At 73.4% G+C, this 22,147-nt stretch carries 22 protein-coding genes; 10 read left to right on the top strand and 12 right to left on the bottom strand.

The window, feature by feature from the left end; genetic code table 11:
* Window positions 1-135: 135 nt before the first annotated feature.
* The 4 genes from DER29_RS27040 to DER29_RS27025 all read right to left on the bottom strand — a co-directional run bounded on the left by DER29_RS27040 (window position 136) and on the right by DER29_RS27025 (window position 4,425).
* Window positions 136-1,767, bottom strand: a complete 1,632-nt coding sequence (locus DER29_RS27040; RefSeq protein ID WP_121400474.1) for a cytochrome bc complex cytochrome b subunit — start codon at window positions 1,765-1,767, stop codon at window positions 136-138.
* Window positions 1,764-2,852, bottom strand: coding sequence for a ubiquinol-cytochrome c reductase iron-sulfur subunit (locus tag DER29_RS27035; protein ID WP_121400473.1), 1,089 nt, complete (start codon window positions 2,850-2,852; stop codon window positions 1,764-1,766). The genes DER29_RS27040 and DER29_RS27035 overlap by 4 nt, the downstream gene beginning before the upstream one ends.
* A 67-nt stretch (window positions 2,853-2,919) precedes the next feature.
* Complete coding sequence (locus DER29_RS27030; protein WP_121400472.1) at window positions 2,920-3,753, bottom strand: cytochrome c; 834 nt, start codon at window positions 3,751-3,753, stop codon at window positions 2,920-2,922.
* A 72-nt stretch (window positions 3,754-3,825) separates the two neighbouring features.
* Window positions 3,826-4,425 carry a heme-copper oxidase subunit III gene (locus tag DER29_RS27025; RefSeq protein WP_199729564.1) on the bottom strand — a complete coding sequence of 200 codons (600 nt, stop codon included), beginning with the start codon at window positions 4,423-4,425 and terminating at the stop codon, window positions 3,826-3,828.
* 108 nt (window positions 4,426-4,533) lie between these two features.
* On the opposite strand from DER29_RS27025, the gene DER29_RS27020 reads away from it, so the two are divergent.
* The 4 genes from DER29_RS27020 (at window position 4,534) to DER29_RS27005 (ending at window position 7,552) form a co-directional block, all read left to right on the top strand.
* The gene (locus DER29_RS27020) at window positions 4,534-5,478 is read left to right on the top strand and encodes a cytochrome c oxidase assembly protein (RefSeq protein ID WP_121400470.1); all 945 of its coding nucleotides are present in this window, start codon (window positions 4,534-4,536) and stop codon (window positions 5,476-5,478) included.
* Window positions 5,479-5,665: 187 nt separating this feature from the next.
* The gene (locus DER29_RS27015) at window positions 5,666-6,061 is read left to right on the top strand and encodes a hypothetical protein (RefSeq protein ID WP_121400469.1); all 396 of its coding nucleotides are present in this window, start codon (window positions 5,666-5,668) and stop codon (window positions 6,059-6,061) included.
* Window positions 6,062-6,147: 86 nt separating this feature from the next.
* On the top strand, window positions 6,148-7,194 hold the full coding sequence (trpD, locus tag DER29_RS27010; RefSeq protein ID WP_121400468.1) for an anthranilate phosphoribosyltransferase: 1,047 nt from the start codon (window positions 6,148-6,150) through the stop codon (window positions 7,192-7,194).
* Window positions 7,195-7,348: 154 nt separating this feature from the next.
* Entirely contained in the window at window positions 7,349-7,552 is a 204-nt protein-coding gene (locus DER29_RS27005) for a hypothetical protein (protein ID WP_121400467.1), read from the top strand.
* A gap of 195 nt (window positions 7,553-7,747) precedes the next feature.
* Here DER29_RS27005 and DER29_RS27000 read toward each other — a convergent pair whose 3' ends face one another.
* Window positions 7,748-8,176, bottom strand: coding sequence for a cytochrome c oxidase subunit 4 (locus DER29_RS27000; RefSeq protein ID WP_121400466.1), 429 nt, complete (start codon window positions 8,174-8,176; stop codon window positions 7,748-7,750).
* A gap of 10 nt (window positions 8,177-8,186) precedes the next feature.
* Window positions 8,187-9,158 carry a cytochrome c oxidase subunit II gene (gene coxB / locus DER29_RS26995; RefSeq protein ID WP_121400465.1) on the bottom strand — a complete coding sequence of 324 codons (972 nt, stop codon included), beginning with the start codon at window positions 9,156-9,158 and terminating at the stop codon, window positions 8,187-8,189.
* A 189-nt stretch (window positions 9,159-9,347) separates the two neighbouring features.
* On the opposite strand from coxB, the gene DER29_RS26990 reads away from it, so the two are divergent.
* Both DER29_RS26990 and DER29_RS26985 read left to right on the top strand, forming a co-directional pair.
* Window positions 9,348-10,499, top strand: a complete 1,152-nt coding sequence (locus DER29_RS26990) for a cysteine desulfurase family protein (RefSeq protein ID WP_121400464.1) — start codon at window positions 9,348-9,350, stop codon at window positions 10,497-10,499.
* Window positions 10,496-10,729 (top strand): sulfurtransferase TusA family protein, encoded by a 234-nt coding sequence (locus tag DER29_RS26985; RefSeq protein WP_121400463.1) that lies wholly within the window; start codon window positions 10,496-10,498, stop codon window positions 10,727-10,729. The genes DER29_RS26990 and DER29_RS26985 overlap by 4 nt, the downstream gene beginning before the upstream one ends.
* Before the next feature lie 110 nt (window positions 10,730-10,839).
* Here the strand turns inward: DER29_RS26985 and DER29_RS26980 are convergent, their stop codons facing one another.
* From DER29_RS26980 to DER29_RS26970, 3 genes are all read right to left on the bottom strand, one after another.
* Window positions 10,840-11,817 carry a carbohydrate kinase family protein gene (locus DER29_RS26980; protein WP_121400462.1) on the bottom strand — a complete coding sequence of 326 codons (978 nt, stop codon included), beginning with the start codon at window positions 11,815-11,817 and terminating at the stop codon, window positions 10,840-10,842.
* Window positions 11,818-11,986: 169 nt separating this feature from the next.
* Entirely contained in the window at window positions 11,987-12,355 is a 369-nt protein-coding gene (gene erpA / locus DER29_RS26975; RefSeq protein ID WP_111134233.1) for an iron-sulfur cluster insertion protein ErpA, read from the bottom strand.
* Between the two features lie 163 nt (window positions 12,356-12,518).
* Window positions 12,519-13,658, bottom strand: coding sequence for a glycerate kinase (locus DER29_RS26970; RefSeq protein WP_121400461.1), 1,140 nt, complete (start codon window positions 13,656-13,658; stop codon window positions 12,519-12,521).
* Between the two features lie 68 nt (window positions 13,659-13,726).
* Between DER29_RS26970 and nadA the strand changes: the two genes are divergently transcribed.
* The 4 genes from nadA (at window position 13,727) to DER29_RS26955 (ending at window position 17,176) form a co-directional block, all read left to right on the top strand.
* Entirely contained in the window at window positions 13,727-14,926 is a 1,200-nt protein-coding gene (nadA, locus tag DER29_RS26965) for a quinolinate synthase NadA (RefSeq protein ID WP_121400907.1), read from the top strand.
* A gap of 78 nt (window positions 14,927-15,004) precedes the next feature.
* Entirely contained in the window at window positions 15,005-15,142 is a 138-nt protein-coding gene (locus DER29_RS36380; protein WP_158619086.1) for a hypothetical protein, read from the top strand.
* Window positions 15,139-16,494, top strand: a complete 1,356-nt coding sequence (gene murA / locus DER29_RS26960) for a UDP-N-acetylglucosamine 1-carboxyvinyltransferase (protein WP_121400460.1) — start codon at window positions 15,139-15,141, stop codon at window positions 16,492-16,494. Before DER29_RS36380 ends, murA begins: the two co-directional genes overlap by 4 nt.
* 73 nt (window positions 16,495-16,567) lie before the next feature.
* The gene (locus DER29_RS26955; protein WP_121400459.1) at window positions 16,568-17,176 is read left to right on the top strand and encodes a DUF3043 domain-containing protein; all 609 of its coding nucleotides are present in this window, start codon (window positions 16,568-16,570) and stop codon (window positions 17,174-17,176) included.
* A 57-nt stretch (window positions 17,177-17,233) separates the two neighbouring features.
* On the opposite strand, the gene DER29_RS26950 is transcribed toward DER29_RS26955, so the two are convergent.
* Genes DER29_RS26950 through DER29_RS26940 form a run of 3 tightly spaced genes read right to left on the bottom strand, consistent with a single transcriptional unit; the run spans window position 17,234 to window position 19,852 of the window.
* Window positions 17,234-18,196: an ATP-binding cassette domain-containing protein gene (locus DER29_RS26950; protein WP_121400458.1), complete on the bottom strand. Its 963-nt coding sequence runs from the start codon at window positions 18,194-18,196 to the stop codon at window positions 17,234-17,236.
* On the bottom strand, window positions 18,193-19,008 hold the full coding sequence (locus DER29_RS26945) for an ABC transporter permease (RefSeq protein WP_233600181.1): 816 nt from the start codon (window positions 19,006-19,008) through the stop codon (window positions 18,193-18,195). Before DER29_RS26945 ends, DER29_RS26950 begins: the two co-directional genes overlap by 4 nt.
* Window positions 19,001-19,852, bottom strand: coding sequence for an ABC-2 family transporter protein (locus DER29_RS26940; protein ID WP_121400457.1), 852 nt, complete (start codon window positions 19,850-19,852; stop codon window positions 19,001-19,003). The genes DER29_RS26945 and DER29_RS26940 overlap by 8 nt, the downstream gene beginning before the upstream one ends.
* Window positions 19,853-22,147 lie beyond the last annotated feature (2,295 nt).

Raw genomic sequence — 22,147 nt, 5'->3', positions numbered from 1 at the left:
GACCGGGGTTATTCCTACGATCCCCCGTCGGGGAGGCGACCGACCGACACGCCCGTGTCGGACCGTCGGAGGACGGAAACGGACGTGGCGCCCGCCGAAGGACTCCGGCGGGCGCCACGTCGAGGTGTCGCGGGGTCAGCGGCGGCTCTCGCCGCTGCCGATCTCCTCCCGCTCCGGTCGGGGCTCGACCGGCGGGTGCCCCGGCGAGACCGGCGCCTCGGCCGGCTTCTCGATCGGGTAGAAGAAGCCCCGGATGGCCGGGCCGAGGGCGCCGAGCCGGTTCATCTTCTTCGGCACGACCCAGCCGGCGTACGGCAGCGCGCCGTGGCCGTCGCCGTGCCCGTCGGCCGCCGCGAGCGGCTGGTGCACCTCTTCGAACCGGCCGTCCGGCAGGCGCCGGATGATGCCGGTCTCGACACCGTGGGCGAGCACCTCCCGGTCGTGCTGCTGGAGACCCAGGCAGATCCGGTAGGTGACGTAGTACGCCAGCGGCGGCAGGACGAGCAGGCCGATCCGGCCGGCCCAGGTCATCGCGTTCAGGCTGATCTGGAACTTGTCGGCGATGACGTCGTTGGCGCCGGAGAGGGTCAGCACGATGAAGAACGTAACCGCCATGGCGCCCAGGCCGGTCCGGGCCGGCACGTCCCGCGGACGCTGGAGCAGGTTGTGGCTCCTGGTGTCCTTGAGGCGCCGGGCCTCCAGGAACGGGTAGAGCGTCGACAGGCCGACCAGGATGCCCGGCAGCACGACCGTCGGCCAGAACAGCGGCGGGATCACGTACCCGTCGCCGATCGGGATGTTGATCTCCCAGGCGGGCATCAGGCGGGTCGAGCCGTCGAGGAACATGACGTACCAGTCGGGCTGGCTGGCGGCCGAGACCACCCACGCCTCGTACGGGCCGAACAGCCAGATCGGGTTGATCTGGAACAGGCCGCCCATCAGCGCGATCACGCCGAAGACGACCATGAAGAAGCCGCCCTGCTTGATGGCGTAGCGGGGGAACATCCGCTCGCCGACCACGTTGCCGTTGGTCCGGCCGGGGCCGGGCCACTGGGTGTGCTTCTGCTTGAAGACCAGGCCCAGGTGGGCGCCGATCAGCGCGAGCAGCAGGCCCGGGACGAGCAGCACGTGGGCGATGTAGAACCGGCTGATGATGATGGTGCCCGGGAACTCCCCGCCGAAGATCGACGAGGTCACCCAGGAGCCGATCACCGGGATGGACAGCATGATCGCCGAGGCGATCCGCAGGCCGGTGCCGGAGAGGCCGTCGTCCGGCAGCGAGTAGCCGGTGAAGCCGGCGAGGAAGCCGACCCAGAACAGCAGCGAACCGATGATCCAGTTGGTCTCACGCGGCTTGCGGAACGCGCCGGTGAAGAAGACCCGGAGCATGTGCACCACGATGGCGGCCATGAACAGCAGCGCCGACCAGTGGTGCATCTGCCGCATGATCAGGCCACCGCGGACGTCGAACGAGATGTCCAGGCTGGAGGCGTACGCGGCCGACATCGGCGTGCCCCGCAGCGGGGCGTAGCTGCCGTTGTAGACCACCTCGGTCATCGCCGGCTCGTAGAAGAACGTCAGGAAGACGCCGGTCAGCAGCAGGATGACGAACGAGAACAGCGCGATCTCGCCGAGCAGGAAGGACCAGTGGTCCGGGAAGACCTTGTTCAGCAGCCGGCGCAGCGGGGTGGCCACCTGGAAGCGGTCGTCCACTCCCCGGGCGACGTTCCCCGGCACCGCTGCCTTGTCAAACTTGCGCCGCTTCACGGCCGCTCCCAGAAGTCGGGCCCGACGGTCTCGGTGTAGTCGGACTTGGCCACGAAGTAGCCCTCGGAGTCCACCTCGATCGGCAGCTGCGGCAGCCGTCGGCTGGCCGGGCCGAAGATGGGCCGGGCGTTGTCGGTGATCAGGAACTGCGACTGGTGGCACGGGCAGAGCAGGCGGTTGGTCTGCTGCTCGTACAGGCTCGCCGGGCAGCCGGCGTGCGTGCAGATCTTCGAGTAGGCGGCGTAGTTGCCCCACATGTAGTCGCCGTGCCCGACCCGCTCGTTGGCCCGGCGCGACTCCTGCGCGTCGGAGTCCCGCAGGTGGATCAGCAGGGTCGGCGAGTCCGCGTGCAGGTTGCTCACGCCGTGGTCGATGCCGGGGAAGACGGTGATCTGGCCGCCCGTGCTGACGTCCGCCGGGCGCACCGGCCGGCCGTCCTCGCGGACCAGCCGGACCTTCTGGCCGCCCTCGGCCGGGGCGAACCCGGTCGTGAACATCTGGTTGTTCTTGTGCGGCTGCGAGATCAGGCCGCCGACCAGGGGCGCCGCGGCGACCGCGCCGACCGGCGCGAGACCGGCCAGCAGCGAGATGCCGAGCAGCGGCCGGCGCTTCACGCCCAGCTCGTCGGCCATGTAGAGCATGGTCTGGCCGGTGATGATCCGGTCGTCGGAGGCGACGGCGCCCTCGTGCCGGTCCTGGATCGAGACCTCCTTCGGCAGCAGCTTCTTGCCCCAGGTCAGGATGCCGAAGCCGATGCCGAGCAGGGCCACGCCGAGGGTGACGCCGAGCAGCGGGGTGTACCACTTGTCGCCGCCGCTACCGGCGTGGTATTCCCACGGCCACCAGATGTAGACGACCAGGAAGGCGGTCGCCGCCAGGCCGGTCAGCAGGAAGAACGACGCGACGGTACGGGTCAGCCGGCGCTCGGCCTTGCTGCCCGGCGCCACCTGCGGCTCGTAGTGGACGATCTCGATGTCGTCCCGGCGCGCGCCCTCGCGGACGATGTCGAACTGGCTGAGCCCGGGGGTGTTCACGTCGAGCGGCTCCCGGCCCTGCTGGGCCTGGTGCTCGGTGTGCGTGGTCATGCCGTCACCTCGCTACGGGCGGTGCCGCGCTGCGGCACCACGGCACTGAATCGGATGAGCCGCCCGGTCACGACTTGCCCGCAATCCACAGGCTCGCGAAGACGAGCGCGACGATGCCCACCAGGAAGATCGCCAGGCCCTCGGTGGACGGCCCGTACCGACCGAGGTTGAAGCCGCCCGGGTCCTGGTCGTGCTTCAGGGTCTCCTGGATGTAGGCGATGAGGTCCGCCTTCTGGTCCGGGGAGATCTGGTTGTCGCCGAAGACCGGCATGTTCTGCGGGCCGCTGAGCATCGCGGCGTAGATCTGCCGGTCGGTGGCCGGGCGCAGGCTCGGCGCGTACTTGCCGGAGGACAGGGCGCCGCCGCCGCCGCCGAAGGCGTGGCACTGCGCGCAGTTGATCCGGAACAGCTCGCCACCGGCGGCGATGTTGCCGTCGGCGTGCAGGTTGTCACCGTCGGGCACCACCGGGCCGCCGCCGAGCTCCTGGACGTACTGCGCGAGCTGGCGGGTCTCCTCGTCGGTGAAGAGCTCCGGCTTGCGCTGGGCCTGGGCCTCCTGCCGGGCCATCGGCATGCGGCCGGAGCCGACCTGGAACTCGACCGAGGCCGCGCCGACGCCGATCAGGCTCGGCCCGCGCCCCTCGACGCCCTGCGCGTTGCGACCGTGACAGGTCACACAGCTCACGTCGAACAGCGCCTTGCCCTCCGCGGCGGCACCGGTGAGCGGGGTGTCCTGCGCCTGCGCGCCGGGGGCGAAGACGGTGTAGGCGCCGCCGGCCAGCATCAGCGCGGCGAACAGCCGGACCGCGGCACCCAGCCGGCGGCGGCCCCTGCTGCGCGCCGCGGGCCGCTCGCGCAGCCGCGCGAGCAGACCGCGTCGGCGGTCGTTGTCAGAAGTCATGACCTGTGTCCTTAACCGGTTGGACCTTGTCTCAGGGGACGGAGCAGCGGCGCGGTTCGTGACGCGCCAAGATCACTGAAGCCAGTAGATCATGGCGTAGAGCCCGATCCACACGACGTCGACGAAGTGCCAGTAGTAGGACACGACGATGGCCGACGTGGCCTGCGCCGGTGTGAACCGGCCCATGGTGGTGCGGATCATGAAGATGACGAAGGCGACCAGACCGCCGGCCACGTGCAGGCCGTGGAAGCCGGTGGTCAGGTAGAACATCGACCCGTAACCGTCTTCGTTGATCTTGATGCCCGCGTGCACCAGCTCGCGGTACTCGTTGAGCTGGCCGAGGACGAAGATCAGGCCCATCACGAAGGTGACCGTGAACCAGCGCCGCAGCGCGTGGACGTCACCCTTCTCGGCGGCGAACACACCGAGCTGGCAGGTCACCGAGGACAACACCAGGATCACCGTGAAGGTGGTCGCGTAGGGGATGTTGAGGTGCTCGGTGTGCTTCGCCCACTGCTCCGGCGCCGCCGCGCGGATGGAGAAGTACATCGCGAACAGCGCCGCGAAGAACATGAGTTCGCTGGAGAGCCACACGATCGTCCCGACGCTGACCATGTTTGGTCGGGTCAGGGAGTGGATCCGGCTCTTGTCAATGGCTGGGGCCGCAGTCACGCGGTCATTATTGCCCTTGACCGGGGCCGCCGATCAGCGGGGGGCCAAACCCGTGGCATCCACAGCCCGATCGGGGCAGTCCGGTTCGCCTGACCTAGGCTGAAAAGCGTGCTGCACGCCGATCCGATCTCCGCCGCAGCCGCCGTCGCCGCGCCGGCGGCGACCGCGGCCACCCCGCCGCCGTTCACCGTGACCTCGGTGTTCACCGAGACGAAGCTGGACAGCTGGCTCGCCGTCGGCCTGGTGCTGGCAGCCGGCGTCTACCTCTACGGGGTGCACCGGCTGCGGGTCCGGGGCGACCGGTGGCCGGTCGCCAGGACGATCTTCTTCCTCGGCCCCGGCCTCGGCGGCATCGCGGCGGTCACCGTCAGCGGCCTGCACGCGTACGACACGGCGCTGCTGTCGGTGCACATGGTCCAGCACATGGTGCTCTCCATGATCTCGCCGATCTTCCTCGCGCTGGGCGCGCCGGTGACGCTGGCCCTGCGCACCCTGCCGCCACGACCGCGCAAGCGGCTGCTGGCGGTCGTGCACAGCCGGATCGCCCGGATCTACAGCTTCCCCCTGGTGGCGTTCGCCGTCTTCGTGGTGAACCCGTTCGCGCTCTACTTCACCGACCTGTACCGCTACACGCTGGAGCATGTGTGGGCGCACGAGGTCGTGCACGCGCACTTCATCATGACCGGCTGCGTGTTCTTCTGGCCGCTGCTCGGCCTCGACCCGCTGCCGGGCCGCTGGCCGTACCCGGCGCGGGCGCTGCTGATGCTGCTCTCCGTGCCGTTCCACACCGTGCTCGGGCTCACCATCATGCAGAGCAGCACGCTGTTCGGCGGCGACTGGTACCCGTCGCTGGGCCTCACCTGGTCGGACCCGTGGCAGGACCAGGTGGTCGCGGGCGGCATCCTCTGGGCCGGCGGCGAGTTCGTCAGCGTGACCATGCTGGCCGTGCTGGTCGTGCAGTGGATGCGCCACGCCGAGCGGGAGGCCCGCCGCGTCGACCGCGACCTGGACCGCCAGGAGGCCCGTCAGCGCGCCGCGGAGTCCACCGCCTGAGCCGGGCCGACGGTACGCCCTGCACACCGCCACCGGCCGGACGTCGCACACCTCACACCGACCGGTACGATCAGCGGGCGGCTACGAGGTGGGAGCCAGTCCGACCGATGAGCGCGCACAGCGAACGAATCATCAAGCTCAGTGTGATGGTGCCGCACGACGGCACGGAGCGAAGCGGAGTGCCGGCATGAGCGATCGTCTTTGCACCGTCCTGCTCTACAGCGACGACCCGCAGGTCCGCGACCGGATGCGGCTCGCCGTCGGGCCGCGCCCCGCGCCCGGCCTGCGGATCGAGTTCGTCGAGGCGTCCGACTACGCCGAGTGCGTCCGGCTCGTCGACGACTACGAGATCGACCTGCTGGTGCTCGACGGCGAGGCGAGCCCGGGCGGCGGCATCGGCATCGCCCGGCAGATCAAGGACGACCGGGCCGACGCCCCCCCGACCTGCGTGGTGATCGCCCGCGCCGCCGACCGGTGGCTCGCGGCGTACGCCGAGGTCGACGCCACCCTGGTGCACCCGCTCGACCCGGTGACCACCGGCACCACGGTGGCCGAGCTGCTGCGGACGCACGCACCCGCCTGACGTCCCCCGTTCCGGCCCGCCGCGGCGCCGGGCCGACCGGTGCCGGTTCCATCCCACCCGCATCTCGCACGCTCGGGAGGCCCGCCATGGGCGATCGGACCTGGCCGCACCTGCTCAACGCGCTGCTGCGCGGCGAGGAACTCGCCACCGCCGACACCGCCTGGGCGATGGGCGAGATCATGGCCGGCTCGGCCGCCCCGGCGCAGATGGCGGGCTTCGTCGTCGCGCTGCGCGCCAAGGGCGAGACCTCGGCCGAGCTGGCCGGGCTGGTGGAGGCGATGCTCGGCCGGGCGGTCCCGGTCGAGCTGCCCGACGAGCTGCGCGCCACCGCCCTCGACGTGGTCGGCACCGGCGGTGACCTCGCGCACACGGTCAACATCTCGACCATGGCCTCGCTGGTGGTGGCCGGCGCCGGTGTCCGGGTGGTCAAGCACGGCAACCGGGCGGCCTCCTCCACGTGCGGCACCGCCGACGTGCTGGAGTTCCTCGGCGTGCCGCTCGACCTGGGCCCCGAGGGGGTGGCCCGGTGCGTCGCCGAGGCCGGCATGGGCTTCTGCTTCGCGGCCCGGTTCCACCCCGGGATGCGGCACACCGGCCCGGTACGCCGGGAGCTGGGCGTGCCCACGGTGTTCAACTTCCTCGGCCCGCTGACCAACCCGGCGCGGCCCCGCGCCGGAGCGGTCGGCTGCTTCGACGCCCGGATGGCCCCGGTGATGGCCGGCGTCTTCGCCGCCCGCGGCGACTCGGTGCTGGTGATGCGCGGCGAGGACGGGCTGGACGAGTTCACCACCGCCGCGCCGACCCGCGTCTGGGCGGCCCAGGGCGGCGTCGTCAGGGAGTCGCTGCTGGACGCGGCCGACCTCGGCGTACCCCGGGCCACCCTGGCCGACCTGCGCGGCGGTGACGCCGCCTTCAACGCCGACGTGGTCCGTCGGCTGCTGGCCGGCGAGACCGGCCCGGTGCGCGACGCGGTCCTGGTCAACGCGGCGGCGGCGCTGGCCACGCAGGGTCCGCTCGACGGCGACCTCACCGAGGCCCTGCGGGCCGGGATCGACCGGGCCGCCGAGTCCGTCGACTCCGGGGCCGCCGCCCGCGTCCTCGACCGCTGGATCGAGGTCGCGCGCTCCCAGTGAGCACCGGTCGCCACCGGGTGCCGCCCGAAGGTTGTCGGACCCCCGTGGGAAACTACAGCTGAGTAGTTCCCACATCCGTCCTGCGCCGTCGAGCGCGGCGATCCCCGTCGGGCGTGTGCGACACCCCACGGGACCGGAGCGAGAGGAGACGCCCGTGTCGGAGCGCGAGCTCTACTGCGACACCTGCGAGGGCGTCGAGCCGTTCGAGGCGCCGCCGTGCGCCGACGGCCACGGCGCCGACTGCCCCGAACTGGTCTGCACGGGTTGCGGCGCGGCCGTGCTCGTCACCACCTTCGCGTTCCACCTGGCGCGCGCGAACGGCCGGCGCCGCCCGCCGGCCCGCCGCCGCGCCGCCTGACAGCACCGCCACCGCCGCCTGACAGCACCGCCACCGCCGCCTGACAGCACCGCCTGACACCGCCCGCGACGGCGGGCACGCGGCGTCCGAGCAGCCCCTGCCGAGCACGTCCCGCGCCCGCACAGCCCGTCCCACGCCGAAGGCCCGCCTCCCCGGGGAGGCGGGCCTTCGGGACGTTCGCGGGTGACCGGCCGATCAGTGCTCGGCGGTGCGCCGGGTGCCGCTGTAGTACTCGAACAGCAGGCCGCAGACGGAGAACGTGACCGCCACCATGCCCAGGCCGAGCAGCCAGAACTGCCAGAACGCGAGGCCGAAGCCGGCGATCCCGACGGCGATGGCCAGACCCAGCGGCCAGTAGCTGCCGGGGCTGAAGAAGCCGATCTCGCCCGCGCCGTCGGCGATCTCGCCGTCCGGCCGGTCCTCCGGCCGGAGGTCGATCCGGCGGGAGACGAACCAGAAGAAGCCGCCGCACATCGAGCAGAGCAGGAAGCTCAGCAGCAGGGCGACCGTACCGACCCACTCGACCTGGCCACCGGAGTCGGCGGCGGTCCACCCGCCGTAGAGGAAGGTGGCGAAGAGCAGGAACCCGGCGATGACCAGGAAGATGCGCCACTCGGTCTTCATGCCCGATCCCTCAGCTTCCCGCGCCGGCCGGCGCGTCGTCCGGGTTGAAGTTGGCCTCGGTGCGACGGGTCTCGAACGGCTTCGTCGTCTTCGCGTACGGGTCCTCGCCGATGGCCGTCAGCGCCTCCTGGGTGGACCTGCCGTCCCGCTTGGCCGCCAGGAACTGCTCGTACTTCTCCGGGGAGACGACCCGCAGCTCGAAGTTCATGAAGGCGTGGTAGCTGCCGCAGAGCTCCGCGCAGCGGCCGACGTAGGCGCCCTCGGACTCCAGCTTCGAGACCTCGAAGACGTTGCGGATCTTGCCCGGCATGACGTCGCGCTTGAACAGCAGCTCCGGCACCCAGAACGAGTGGATGACGTCGCGGCTGGTCTCCTCGAACCGGATGGACCGGTCGGTCGGCAGCACCAGGATCGGGATGACCTCGCTGGTGCCGAGCACGGAGGCGACCGTGTTGGCGTCCTGGCCCTGACCGTCGCGGTAGTTGAACTGCCAGTTCCACTTGAACGCGACCACCTCGACCGTGACGTCGGGGTTCTTGGTCGTCCGCACCACGTCGGTCTGCACGATCGCCGTGTAGTAGAAGAGCACGGAGACGATCAGGATCGGCGCGATGGTGTAGAGGAACTCCATCGGCATGTTGTAACGGGTCTGCACCGGCAGCTCGTTGCCCCGCTTGCGGTAACGCACGACGCACCAGAAGATCAGGCCCCACACGAAGACGCCGACCGCGAGCGCCGCGATGCACGAGGCGATCCACAGGTCGTACATCCGGTGCGACTCGGGCGTGATGCCGCCCTGCGGCCAGCCGAAGCCGCCGAACGCCGCGCCGACGTCGCAGCCCGTGAGCAGGACCAGCAGCGCCGCTCCGCCGAGACCGAGCCCGGCGATCCGACCGGCACCACGTCCCCGGCGCCCACCGGCTCCTGGGGAAGCGCTGTGCCGTACGGCCGACGGCCGTACCTCCGAACTCCTTGCGACCACCTGGTCCTGCCTCCCTAGCGCGCCGCGGTGTCTTGTCCCTGCCCTCCGCCTGCGGAGCGACAGCACCAGCGGCAAAGGCGTCACCGACGGTCGCAGATTACTCGACCATGACGGGCTGGACCGTGTTGGGGTCGCTGTCGGCCCCCATCGGGGGGATCTTGGGCATACCGGCGCGATACGTTGGCTTGCGTGAGCGCATCCCCGGTCTACCTGGACGCGGCCACCGCCGCGCCGCTGCATCCGGTCGCCCGGCAGGCGCTGCTGGCCGCCCTCGACGACGGCTGGGCCGACCCCGGCCGGCTCTACACGCAGGCCCGTCGCGCCCGTCAACTTCTCGACGCCGCCCGCGAGGCCTGCGCGCAGACGCTCGGCGTCCGCGCCGACGAGCTGTCCTTCACCCCCAGCGGTACGACGGCCGCGCACTCCGCCGTGCTGGGGGGCCTGACCGGCCGGCGTCGGGTCGGTCCGGCCCTGGTGCACTCCGCGATCGAGCACTCGGCGGTGCTGCACGCCGCCGAGCAGCACGTCGCGGCGGGCCGCACGGCGACGTCCGTGCCGGTGGACCGGCTCGGCCGGCTCGACCTGGACCGCTGGGCGGCGGCCGTCCGGGCGCCGGGGGTGGCGCTGGCCGCGTTGATCGCCGCCAGCCACGAGGTCGGCACGCTCCAGCCGGTGGCCGGGGCCGCGCGGGAGTGCGCCGAGGCCGGGGTGCCGCTGTACGTGGACGCCGCCCAGGTGGTGGGCCGGGCCCCGGTGCCGGCGGGCTGGTCGGTGCTGACCGCCAGCGCGCACAAGTGGGGCGGGCCGCCCGGGGTGGGGCTGCTGGTCGTCCGCAAGGGCACCCGCTGGGAGTCGCCCTGGCCGGCCGACGAGCGGGAAGCGGGGCGTACGCCGGGAACGCTCAACCTGCCGGCGGTGGTGGCGGCGGCGGCGAGCCTGCGCGCGGCGGCGGCCGACGCCGGAGCCGAGGCGGCCCGGCTGGCGCCGCTGGTGGCCCGGATCCGGGCCCGGGTGGCGGCCGAGGTGCCCGACGTGGAGGTGGTGGGTGATCCCGACCACCGCCTGCCGCACCTGGTGACCTTCTCCTGCCTCTACGTCGACGGCGAGGCCCTGCTGCACGCGCTCGACCGGCGCGGGTTCGCCGTCTCCTCGGGCTCCTCGTGCACGTCGTCGACGCTGCGGCCGTCGCACGTGCTGGAGGCGATGGGGGTGCTCTCGCACGGCAACGTACGGGTCTCGCTGCACCGGGAGACGACGGAGGCCGACGTCGAGAGGTTCCTCGCCGAGCTGCCCGGCGTCGTGGCGGAACTGCGCGCCGAGGCGGGGGTGGTGGGGCTGTGACGGCGCCGGCGGAGATCCTCGACTGCCGCGGTCAGCGCTGCCCGCTGCCGGTGATCGCGGCGGCCCGGCGGCTGCCCGAGCTGCCCGTCGGCACGGTGCTGCGGGTGCTCGCCGACGACCCGGCCGCGGCGGTGGACATCCCGGCCTGGTGCCGGATGCGCGGCCACGAGTTCCTCGGCACGGTCACCGGCCCCGACGGCCCCGCCTTCGACGTCCGCCGCCGCCACTGACCACGGTGCGCGGGGCGGCGGGCCCGGGGCGGACAGGCCGCGCCGCCCCGGGCCGCCAGGGGTGTTCCTGCCCACTCCCGGCGGCCCGGCGGACACGACCGGCGCCGGTGTTACGGCACGAGGTGCGGGCGGACTTCCTCGGCCGCGACGTCGCCGTACGACTCCGCCAGGCGCTTGACGAACAGGTCGCGGCGGACCTCGTACTCCTGCGTGCCGACGGTCTCCAGCACCAGCGTGGCGAGCAGCGAGCCGACCTGGGCGGCGCGCTCCAGCCCGAGGCCCCAGGAGAGCGCGGTGAAGAAGCCGGCCCGGAACCCGTCGCCGACGCCGGTCGGGTCGACCGCCTCGGTCTCCCGCGCGATCGGCACGTGGATCGGGTCGAAGTCCCGCCCGGCGATCTCCACCCCGTGCTTGCCCAGCGTGGTGACCCGCACCTTGACCCGGTCGAGCAGCTGCGCGTCGGTCAGCCCGGCCTTGCTCTGCAGCAGCGACTTCTCGTAGTCGTTGGTCATCAGGTACTCGGCGCCCTCGATCAGCGCGACGACGTCCCCGCCGTCCATGCGGGCGAGCTGCTGGGACGGGTCGGCGGCGAACCGGTAGCCGCGCTCCCGGCACTCGGCGGAGTGCCGCAGCATCGCCTCCGGGTCGTTCGCGCCGACCAGGACCAGGTCCAGCCCGTCGAGGCGGCGGGCCACCGGCGCCAGCTCGATGTTGCGGGCCTCGCTCATCGCCCCGGCGTAGAACGAGGCGATCTGGCACATGTCGGTGTCCGTGGTGCAGACGAACCGGGCGGTGTGCGCCACCTCGCTGACGTGCACCGAGTCGCAGTCGACGCCGTGCCGCTCCAGCCAGGAGCGGTAGTCGGCGAAGTCCGCGCCGACCGCGCCGACCAGCACCGGGCGCAGGCCGAGCTGCCCCATGCCGAAGGCGATGTTGGCCGCCACCCCGCCGCGCCGCAGCACCAGGTCGTCCACCAGGAAGGAGAGCGAGACCTTGTGCAGCTGGTCGGCGAGGAACTGGTCGGCGAAGCGACCGGGGAAGCTCATCAGATGGTCGGTGGCGATCGAGCCGGTCACGGCGATCTTCATGTCAACCTCGGGGTCGGGAGCAGGGCGCCGGTCAGCCTACCGGCCCGGCCCCCTCAGGATGACCTGTCGGTCGGCCCCGGTTCACCTTCCCGACGGCCCATTCCCGACCGGAAGACGACGGCGGGGCCGCCCCGTGGGACGGCCCCGCCGTGGTCAGCGGAGGTCTGGCTCAGCTGAACGAGTCACCGCAGGCGCAGGAGCTGCCCGCGTTGGGGTTGTCGATGGTGAAGCCCTGGGCGTCGATCCGGTCGGCGAAGTCGATGGTGGCGCCGGCCAGGTAGGGGGCGCTCATCCGGTCGACGACGACCTCGACCCCGTCGTAGTCGGTCACGACGTCACCGTCGAGCGACCGCTCGTCGAAGAAGAGCTGGTACCGCAGGCCGGAGCAGCCACCCGGCTGCACGGCGACCCGGAGCCGCAGGTCGTCGCGGCCTTCCTGCTCGATCAGGGCCTTGACCTTCTGCGCCGCGACGTCGGTGAGGACGACGGACGTGGGGGCCTTGGCCTCGGTCGACTCGGTCTGCGCTGGCGTGGTCACGTGAAATCTCCCTGCGCGGTTGGGTCCGGACGCACTGGCCAACATCTCCTGTCGCCCAGCCATTCCCGGTGTGGTCCAGATCCGATGGTACGCCGCCACGGCCGACCCCACCTGTTCGGCGTGACCAGGGCCGCCGCCCGGTGCGCCCGGGCACCGGGCGTGGTCAGCGGCTCCACTGCCGGGCGAGCCGGGTGCCGAGCGCCCGCAGCCCCTCGGCCGGGCGTTCCATCGCGGCGGCCAGCCCGCCGCGTTCCTCGCCCCCGAAGTGCTCCACCAGGCTGTACGCGTCGGTCACTCCGGCCGCCCCGGCCTCGCGCCGCCCGGTGCTCACCCGGCCCGCGACCACCACGCAGGGCACGCCCCGGTCCCGGGCGGCGCCGGCCACCCCGGCCACCACCTTGCCGCGCAGCGACTGGTGGTCGAACGAGCCCTCCCCGGTGATCACCAGGTCGACCGCGTCGAGCGTGACGTCCAGCCCGATCGCCCGGGTGACCAGGCCGATGCCCGACTCGCAGTGCCCGCCCAGCGCCAGGACGGCCGCGCCCAGCCCGCCGGCCGCGCCACCGCCGGGCAGCGCGCCCAGTCGTTCGGGGCAGCCGGGCAGGTCCCGCTCCAGCACGGCGGCGAAGCGCTCCAGCGCGGCGTCGAGCAGCAGCACGTCGGCCCGGTCGGCGCCCTTCTGCGGGCCGAACACATTGCTGGCCCCGTGCAGCCCGAGCAGCGGGTTGTCCACGTCGGTGGCGGCCACCAGGCGGGCGTCGCGCAGCCGGGGCGCGCCGTCGAGGGCGTCCACCGCGCCGAGCGCGGCCCCGCCGTACGGCAGTGCCTGGCCGGTGGCGTCCAGCGGGGTCGCGCCGAGCGCGGTGAGCATGCCCGCGCCGCCGTCGTTGGTGCCGGAGCCGCCCAGCCCGATCACGACCGTCCGGGCGCCGGCCTCCACGGCGGCGGCCACCAGCACCCCCAGCCCGTACGAGGAGGTGGTCTTCGGGTCCCGCTCGTCCGCGCCGAGCAGGTGCAGCCCGCACGCCTGGGCGCTCTCCAGCCAGGCGGTCGCACCGTCGTCGGTGAGCAGGATCTCACCGGCCGCCGGGCGGCCCAGCGGGTCGACGGTCGGCACCGGGATCCGGCGCCCGCCGAGGGCGTCGGAGAGCACGTCGAGGAAGCCCGGCCCACCGTCCGACAGGGGCCGGACGAGCAGGTCGTCGGCGGGCGCGACCTCCCGCCAGCCGGTGGCCACGGCCTCGGCGACCTGCGGGGCCGGCAGGGTACCGGCGAACTTGTCCGGACAGAGCAGCACGCGCATGTCGAGCAGTGTGGCAGCACACACCGGTGGAGGCTGCGCCGAGGCCGCACTGTGGGACCATGGGGCACGTGACTTCGACCTGGGTGGAACCCTCCAACACCGCGACGGCACTGCTGCTGCTCGGCCGGGGCAGCGACCCCGCCACGGAGCGCGGCGTCGAGTGTCCGGGTGACCTGCCGGCGCCCAGCGACCCGGACCTGGTGGCCCGGGCGACGGCGGCGAAGGCGGCGCTGGGCAGCAAGGTCTTCGTGCTGGGGCACCACTACCAGCGCGACGAGGTGATCCAGTTCGCCGACGTGACAGGCGACTCGTTCAAGCTGGCCCGCGAGGCGGCGGCCCGGCCCGACGCGGAGTACATCGTCTTCTGCGGCGTGCACTTCATGGCCGAGAGCGCCGACATCCTCACCTCGGACGCGCAGAAGGTCATCCTGCCCGACCTGGCCGCCGGCTGCTCGATGGCGGACATGGCGGTGCTGTCGCAGGTCGAGACCGCCTGGGACGTGCTCAGCGAACTGGGCATCGCGGCGGAGACCGTCCCGGTGACCTACATGAACTCCTCGGCGGACATCAAGGGCTTCGTCGGGCGCAACGGCGGCGTGGTCTGCACCTCGTCGAACGCGAAGCGGGCGCTGGAGTGGGCGTACCAGCAGGGGTCGAAGGTCTTCTTCTTCCCCGACCAGCACCTGGGCCGCAACACGGCGGTGCTGGAGATGGGCTTCTCGCTGGACGACTGCGTCCTCTACGACCCGCACAAGCCGAACGGCGGGCTCACCCCGGAGCAGCTGCGCGACGCGCGGATGATCCTGTGGCGCGGGCACTGCTCGGTGCACGGCCGCTTCACGCTGGACAGCGTCAACGACGTGCGGGAGCGGGTGCCGGGGGTGAACGTGCTGGTCCACCCGGAGTGCCGGCACGAGGTGGTCACCGCCGCCGACTTCGTCGGTTCGACGGAATACATCATCAAGGCCATCGAGGCGGCCCCGGCCGGCTCGGCCTGGGCGGTGGGCACCGAGCTGAACCTGGTCCGCCGGCTCGCGCTGGCCCACCCGGACAAGCAGATCATGTTCCTGGACAAGGCCGTCTGCTACTGCTCGACCATGAACCGGATCGACCTGCCCCACCTGGTCTGGGCGCTGGAGGAGCTGGCGGGCGGCCGGCTGGTCAACCAGATCACCGTCGACCCGGACACCGCGCACCACGCCCGGGTCGCGCTGGAGAAGATGCTGGCCCTGCCCGGCGCCGACACCCCGCCGCCGGCAGCGAGCTAATCACCGTCCGTAGCGGCATTGGCACGGAAAAGGGTCGGATCGCCGATAAGTACCCTCAGGGGCGATGTGACCGGGTCCATGATCGTCACCGAGGGCTATGCTGCCGGTGCGACGACTCACGCGGGCCGTTTCGACATGGCCGCATTCTGGGTAGCGATGACAATCGCGAGCCCCACCATCAACACGGCAGCACCGACGCGCTGGAGGTTGCGTTGACCGACGACGTCCTGGTCGTACACGGAGGTACTCCGCTCGAAGGGCGGATCCGCGTGCGCGGCGCGAAGAACCTGGTTTCGAAGGCGATGGTCGCCGCCCTGCTGGGTGACAGCCCGAGCCGACTGTTCGACGTGCCGAAGATCCGCGACGTCGAGGTGGTCCGGGGCCTGCTCGGCCTGCACGGGGTCAAGGTCACCGACGGCGGGGAGGACGGCGAGCTCGTCTTCGACCCGGCGAACGTGGAGAGCGCCAGCACGGACCAGATCAACGTGCACGCGGGCTCCAGCCGGATCCCGATCCTGTTCTGCGGGCCGCTGCTGCACCGCCTCGGCCACGCGTTCATCCCCGACCTGGGCGGCTGCCACATCGGGCCGCGCCCGATCGACTTCCACCTCCAGGCGCTGCGGGAGTTCGGCGCGACGGTCGAGAAGACCCCGGAGGGGCTGCACCTGTCGGCGCCGAACGGGCTGCACGGCACCAAGTTCGCCCTGCCGTACCCGAGCGTCGGCGCGACCGAGCAGGTGCTGCTCACGGCCGTGATGGCCGAGGGCGTCACCGAGCTGCGCAACGCCGCGGTGGAGCCGGAGATCATCGACCTGATCTGCATCCTGCAGAAGATGGGCGCGATCATCAAGGTGCACACCGACCGGGTCATCGAGATCCAGGGCGTGCCGAAGCTGCACGGCTACACGCACCGGCCGATCCCGGACCGGATCGAGGCCGCGAGCTGGGCGGCGGCGGCGCTGGCCACCCGCGGCCACGTCGAGGTGCTCGGCGCGCAGCAGGCCGACATGATGACCTTCCTGAACATCTTCCGCTCCGTCGGCGGCGAGTACGAGGTCACCGACGCCCGGCCGCCGAAGCTGGGCGACCCGGGCCAGGAGGGCGGGATCCGGTTCTGGCACCCGGGCGGCGAGCTGCGGTCGGTGGCGCTGGAGACCGACGTGCACCCGGGCTTCATGACCGACTGGCAGCAGCCGCTGGTGGTGGCGCTCACCCAGGCCCGGGGCCTGTCCATCGTCCACGAGACGGTCTACGAGCAGCGGCTGGGCTACACCGAGGCGCTCAACTCGATGGGCGCCAACATCCAGGTCTACCGGGACTGCCTGGGCGGCACGCCGTGCCGCTTCGGCCGGCGCAACTTCAAGCACTCGGCGGTGATCGCGGGGCCGAGCAAGCTGCACGCCGCCGACCTGGTCATCCCCGACCTGCGGGCCGGTTTCAGCCACCTGATCGCCGCGCTGGCCGCCGAGGGCACCTCCCGGGTCTACGGCGTGGACCTGATCAACCGGGGCTACGAGGACTTCGAGGCGAAGCTGGCGGACCTGGGCGCGCACGTCGAGCGTCCGTAACGTCGACCACTCCCGTACGCGCCCGGTGCACCGCGATGTGCACCGGGCGCCGTCGTTTGGCTACCCTTTCCGCGTGCCGTCGCTGTTTCGCCGCAAGTCCTCCGACCTCGTCGACGAGGCCGTCACCCCGGTGACCCCCGACGAGGAGTCCACGCCCGCCCAGCCCCGGGGCTACACCCCGAGCAAGAAGGAACTGGGCAAGGCCACCCCGAAGCGGCCGACCGCCGGCCGCCGGCCGGCCGCGGCCACCAAGCCGTTGACCAAGGAGGAGCAGCGGGAGCGCAAGCGCCAACTGCGCGCCGAGGCGGCGGAGGAGTTCCGCCGTGAGGGTGGCCCCCGCGACCGCGGCCCGGAGCGGCTGCTGGCCCGCAACGTGGTCGACTCCCGGCGTACGATCGGCACCTGGTTCTTCGGTGGGGCGCTGATCGTGCTGATCGGCTCGAACGCCGCGATGCCGCCGGTCGTCCGCCTGGTCTCCAACATCCTCTGGGGCGCGCTCGCCCTGGGCGTGGTGGTCGACTCGATCCTGATCTCGCGCAAGATCCGCAAGCTGGTCCGGGAGCGTTTCCCGAACACCGGGCAGCGGATGGGCTCGCTCTACCTCTACGCCATCATGCGGTCGATCACGTTCCGCCGGATGCGCGCCCCCGCGCCCCGGGTCGACATCGGCGACCCGGTCTGAGCCTGCCGCACCGACGGCCCCTCCCGCACGCGGTGAGGGGCCGTCGCCGTCACGGCGTCAGCGGCTGCGGTAGAGCCGGGCCACCACGTCCTCGATGTCCGGCTCGACGATCGAGACGTCCCGCAGCGCGCCCAGCCCGGCCAGGGCAGCCACCACCTCGGCCACCCCCGCCGACTCCAGCGCGAAGACCAGCCGGTGCCCGTCGGCCTCCTGCCGCTGCAGCGGCGCGCCGGGCAGCGCCGGCGGCTCGGGCAGCGGGGCGTCGAGGTCGGCGACGAGCAGCCGGCGCGACCCGTACCGCTCGTGCAGCGCGGCGATCGACCCGTCGTGCACCACCCGCCCGTGGTCGACCACCACGAGGCGCCGGCAGAGCCGCTCGATGTCGGCCAGGTCGTGCGTGGTGAGCACCAGCGTCGTGTCCCCGGCCCGGCCCAGCTCGGCGAGGAAGCCGCGGACCGCCTGCTTGCTGACCACGTCGAGGCCGATGGTGGGCTCGTCGAGGAAGAGCACCTCCGGGCCGTGCAGCAGGGCGGCGGTCAGCTCGCCGCGCATGCGTTGCCCGAGGGAGAGCTGCCGAACCGGGGTGTCCAGGAACGGATCCAGGTCGAGCAGGCTCCGGCAGCGGCGCAGCCGGGCGGCGTGCGCGGCGGCCGGCACCCGGTAGACGTGCCGAAGCAGCGCGAACGAGTCGCCCAGCGGCAGGTCCCACCAGAGCTGCGAGCGCTGGCCGAAGACCACGCCGACGCGCAGCGCGAGCCGGGTCCGCTGGGCCACCGGACGCAGCCCGCACACGCGTACCTCGCCGGCGGAGGGCGTCAGCACGCCGGTGAACATCTTGAGCGTCGTCGACTTGCCGGCGCCGTTGGGCCCGATGTAGCCGAGCATCTCGCCGCGGGGCACCCGCAGGTCGATCCCGTCGACGGCGGTGACCCGCCGCTTCTCCCGCCGCAGCCGGCCGGCCCGCACCCGGACGGTGAACTCCTTGCGCAGCCCGTCGGCCACGATCACGTCGTCGCTCATGACCCCGTACTCCGGTAGTGGCGGACCCCGGTGCGCCAGGCCGCCGCCGCCCCCGCGGCCGCGACCAGCGCGACGGCCGGCGCGGCCCAGCCGACCCACGCCGGCAGGCCGAGCGGGTCGGCGCGGCCGAGCAGCGTCAGCGCCGGGTGGTAGCTGACGAAGGCGAAGCCCAGGCCGTACGCGAACACCGCGCGGAACCAGCCCTCGAAGACGGTGACCGGGTACGAGGTGAAGTCCCGACCGCCGTAGGTCACCGAGTTGGCCAGCTCCCCCGAGTCGACCCACCAGAACGAGACGGTGGCGGTGGCCACGAAGACCGACCCGAAGAAGACCACGCCGGCCAGCGGGGCGAGGACCACCAGCAGCGCCCGCGCCGGGGTCCACCCGACACCGGCCGAGCCGACGGCGACGACCAGCACGGCGAGGCCGAAGACCGCGCGCGACACCTTGCGCAGCGGCAGGTCCATCAGCAGCAGCTGGGGCAGGGCGCCCAGCGGGCGGACCAGCACGGCGTCGAAGAGCCCGGTGCGCACGTACCGGGGCAGCCGCTCGATGTTGCCCACAAGCAGGTCGGCGACGGCGAAGGCGCAGGTCGAGAGGCCGACCATCACCATCGTCTCGCGCAGCGTGAAGCCGCCCAGCTCCCGCGTCACCCCGAAGATCACCAGCACGGTGAGCACGTCGAAGACGGTGGACCCGACGTTGCCGACCAGGTCGATCGCGAACGAGGTCCGGTACGCCGTCTGCGCCCGCGCCTGCGCGCCGAGCAGCGCCCGGTACGCGGCCAGCGTCCCGCCCGACGAGTCAGCCACCCTGGACCACCAGGCGGCGTTCCGCGCGGCGCTGCACCAGCCGGCAGACGGCCAGGATCAGCACCGCCCAGGCGACCTGGAGGCCGACCAGCCCGACCTGGTCGCCGGTCGGGTCGCGCTCGACCAGCACGTCGAGCGGGGTCTGGAGCAGGCTCGGGAAGGGGGTGCCCCACCAGAGGACGAGTTGGAGCCACTCCGGCAGGAAGCGCAGCGGGAAGTAGAGCCCCGCGAGCACCCCCGAGGCGAGGGTCCAGAGGATCACCGGTCCCCGGACGTCCTGCAACCAGTACGCGGTCGCGTTGACCAGGAAGCGGCAGCCGAAGCAGAGGACCACGGCGACGACGGCGGAGAACGCGAAGATCGGCAGGGTGGACCAGCGGCGGGGCACGTGGACCTCGAAGAAGAGCGGCCCGACCAGCACCGGTGGCAGGAACCGGACCAGCGCGGCGTGGCCGGCACGGCCCAGGTCGGCGGCGAGATGGCTGGTCACGGGGTGCACGGGCCGGAGCAGGTCGCTGGCGATGTCGCCGGTGCGGATCCGGTCGGCCAGCTCGGTCCAGCCCCAGAGGAGGACGACCGCCAGCAGGCCCTGGCCCACCCAGACGAAGGTGGCGAGCTGCCCCCGGTCGTACCCGGCCACCGTGCCGGTCGCGCCGACCGCCGCGAGCAGGACGTAGCACCGCAGGAAGCCGAAGACCGTGTTGGTGACGACGCCCGCCACCGACGCCTGCCGGTACGTGGCGTAACGTCGGAAGCCTGATCCGGTTATAGCCTTAAATGTCCGGAACCATAGGATAACGTTTGGGGCGGTGGGCGGTGCCACAGTGGCGGTGAGCGAGCCCACGCCGCTACCCTCCTTCCGCAGCCACGCCGTACCGGAGGGGCGACTCTACCGGCACGTGGAGCGCCCAGCGCGACAATTTTGCAACGAGGTGACATCGCCGTGAGCGAGCGGACGCGGGCCGGCCACCGGGGCGCCGCCGTGAGCGGACGGACGCCAGCCGGGCACCCGGGCGCGCCCGCCCGCGGACGGCGGTTTCGGGGCGTTCCGCCTACCCTCCGTGGCGACGGGGCCACCGGATGAGCCGCTACTCCGACCACTGGCACGACTCCGCCGAACCGGCCTGGATGATCGAGCCCACCACCGAGTGGCACCCGCAGTTCCCCGGCCAGCGCTACGCGGGCGACATGGGCGTCGAACACGCGCCGTCCGCGCCCCGGGGCCGCTCCGCCGTGGGCCGGGCCGAGGTGCCCCCGCTCGCGCCCACCAAACCGGACGGGACCTACATCGGCCGGTCGTGGGACGACCTGCCCGACGGGCGGCCCGGTCGGCAGGACGCGTGGAACGGCCGCCCGGACGGCCTCGACGCGCGGCGGCACGGCGACGAGTCGTACCGCCGCCCGCACGCCGAGCCGCGCCGGCCGGACGACCGGCAGTGGCCGCCCCGGCAGGAGCCGCCGCACCGCAACGACCGGGGCGGGTTCGACGCCCCCGGCCGGCCCGTCGACTCTCCCCGGCAGCGCGACCACGCCGGTCCCGACCGCTACGACAGCCGCACCCCCCGGTACGAGCCGGCCGGGCGGGACCGTCCCGTCTCCCCCGCCGGCCGACCCGATCCGGGCTGGCTCCCGGAGCCCGACGAGGACGCGCCGCCCCGCCGCCCCCCGGCGTACGAGCGCCCGGACGCCGGCTACGACCGCCGGCCGGATCCGGGCCACGACCACCGGACCGGGCGCGCTCACGACCGTCCGGCCGCCTCCGGCCACGACCGTCGCCCCGAGACCGTGGACGACCGCCAGGCGGACGGCGACGGGCGCCGGCCCCGCTACCAGTGGGCGACCCCGGCCCCGGAGCCCCGCCCCTCCGACAGCCAACGGGAGCGCCCTTTCGACGGCCAACGGGAGCACTCCTCCGGCGGGCAGTGGGAGCGCCCTTCCGGCCCGCAGTGGAAGCGTCCGGCCGACTCCCAGTGGGGGCGCCCGACCGTCCCGCAGTCGGAGCGCTCCGCCGACCCGCAGTGGGACCGCGGCTCCGGCGGGCGGGGCCGCGAGACCGGCGTACCCGCCGACGGGTGGCCGCGCCCCGACCGGGCCCCCGCCGGGCAGCAGCCGCCGCCGGACGGCCAACGGCAGCAGCCGCCTCCGGACGGGCAACGGCGTCAGCAGGAGCCGGACGAGCGCCGGCGGGCGCACGAGGCGGCGCGTGCCGAGACGTACCCGGAACGGGGTCCACGCGGGGTCGCCCGGCCGGACGCCCATCGGGAGGCCGAGGCGTTCCGGGGGCACCCCCAGCAGGACGGCGGCCTGCCCTGGCCGCCGCCCGGTCCCCTGCGGCCCGGCCACGACCGGGACGCGGCGCGCCGCGCCGAACCCCGCCCCGAGCACCGGCGACCGGCCGACCGCCCCCAGGACGCCGCGACTCCGCCGTTCCCGCCCGGCCACGACCAGCGACCGCAATCCCCCACCTACGGTGCGCCGACCTCCGGGCCGCCGGCCCCCGGACCGGCGGGCTTCCGGGCCCGGGCCGGGGACGTTCCGCTCCCGGGCCGCCCCGTCTCCCCCGCGCCGGCCCGCGACCTGCCGCGCTCCGACCGGCCCGACCCGACCGCGCCGGTCCGCAGCCGGCCGGTGTCGCCCGCCGGTCCCCCCGCCGGACCTGTCTCGCCTGCGGGTCCGGTCACCGGACCGGTATCACCCGCAGGCCCCCTCGCCGGGCGGACGCCGCCGACGGGTGCCGCCCCGGCCCCGGTGTCGCCGGCAGGCCCGGCCGTCAGCCGCCCGGTGTCGCCGGCAGGTCCCGACGCCCGCCACCCCGCATCGCCGGCAGGCCCGGACGCCCGCCATCCGGCATCGCCGGCGAGTCCGGCGGACCAGGTGGTCGGGCGGCCGGTGCCGCCCGCCGCTCCGGCCGCCGGCCGCCCGACGGCCCCGACGGCTCCGGCCACCGGCCGCCCGGTGTCACCCGCCGGCCCGACCGCCGGGCGGCCCGGAACGTCGGCGCCTGGCTCACCCGCCCCGATCCCGTCGGCCCCCGTGTCCGGCGTGCCCGTGCCCCCGCCGGTGCCGGTACAGGGGCCGCCGGCTGCCGGCGCCCGACCTGCCCCCGGGGAACCGCTCCCGCCCGCCGGCCGCACGCCCC

It is taken from the genome of Micromonospora sp. M71_S20 (assembly GCF_003664255.1).
GTDB lineage: Bacteria > Actinomycetota > Actinomycetes > Mycobacteriales > Micromonosporaceae > Micromonospora.
This window is presented reverse-complemented; position numbering and strand designations above follow the sequence as displayed.

Excerpts from the sequence above, each read along its gene's own strand:
- DER29_RS26980 (WP_121400462.1), bottom strand. The coding sequence starts at position 11,817 with ATGAAGATCGCCGTGACCGGCTCGATCGCCACCGACCATCTGATGAGC.
- DER29_RS26950 (WP_121400458.1), bottom strand. The coding sequence starts at position 18,196 with ATGAGCGACGACGTGATCGTGGCCGACGGGCTGCGCAAGGAGTTCACC.
- DER29_RS27035 (WP_121400473.1), bottom strand. The coding sequence starts at position 2,852 with ATGACCACGCACACCGAGCACCAGGCCCAGCAGGGCCGGGAGCCGCTC.
- DER29_RS27030 (WP_121400472.1), bottom strand. The coding sequence starts at position 3,753 with ATGACTTCTGACAACGACCGCCGACGCGGTCTGCTCGCGCGGCTGCGC.
- DER29_RS26970 (WP_121400461.1), bottom strand. The coding sequence starts at position 13,658 with ATGCGCGTGCTGCTCTGTCCGGACAAGTTCGCCGGTACCCTGCCGGCC.
- DER29_RS36380 (WP_158619086.1), top strand. The coding sequence starts at position 15,005 with ATGATCGTCACCGAGGGCTATGCTGCCGGTGCGACGACTCACGCGGGC.
- DER29_RS27000 (WP_121400466.1), bottom strand. The coding sequence starts at position 8,176 with ATGAAGACCGAGTGGCGCATCTTCCTGGTCATCGCCGGGTTCCTGCTC.
- DER29_RS27015 (WP_121400469.1), top strand. The coding sequence starts at position 5,666 with ATGAGCGATCGTCTTTGCACCGTCCTGCTCTACAGCGACGACCCGCAG.
- trpD (WP_121400468.1), top strand. The coding sequence starts at position 6,148 with ATGGGCGATCGGACCTGGCCGCACCTGCTCAACGCGCTGCTGCGCGGC.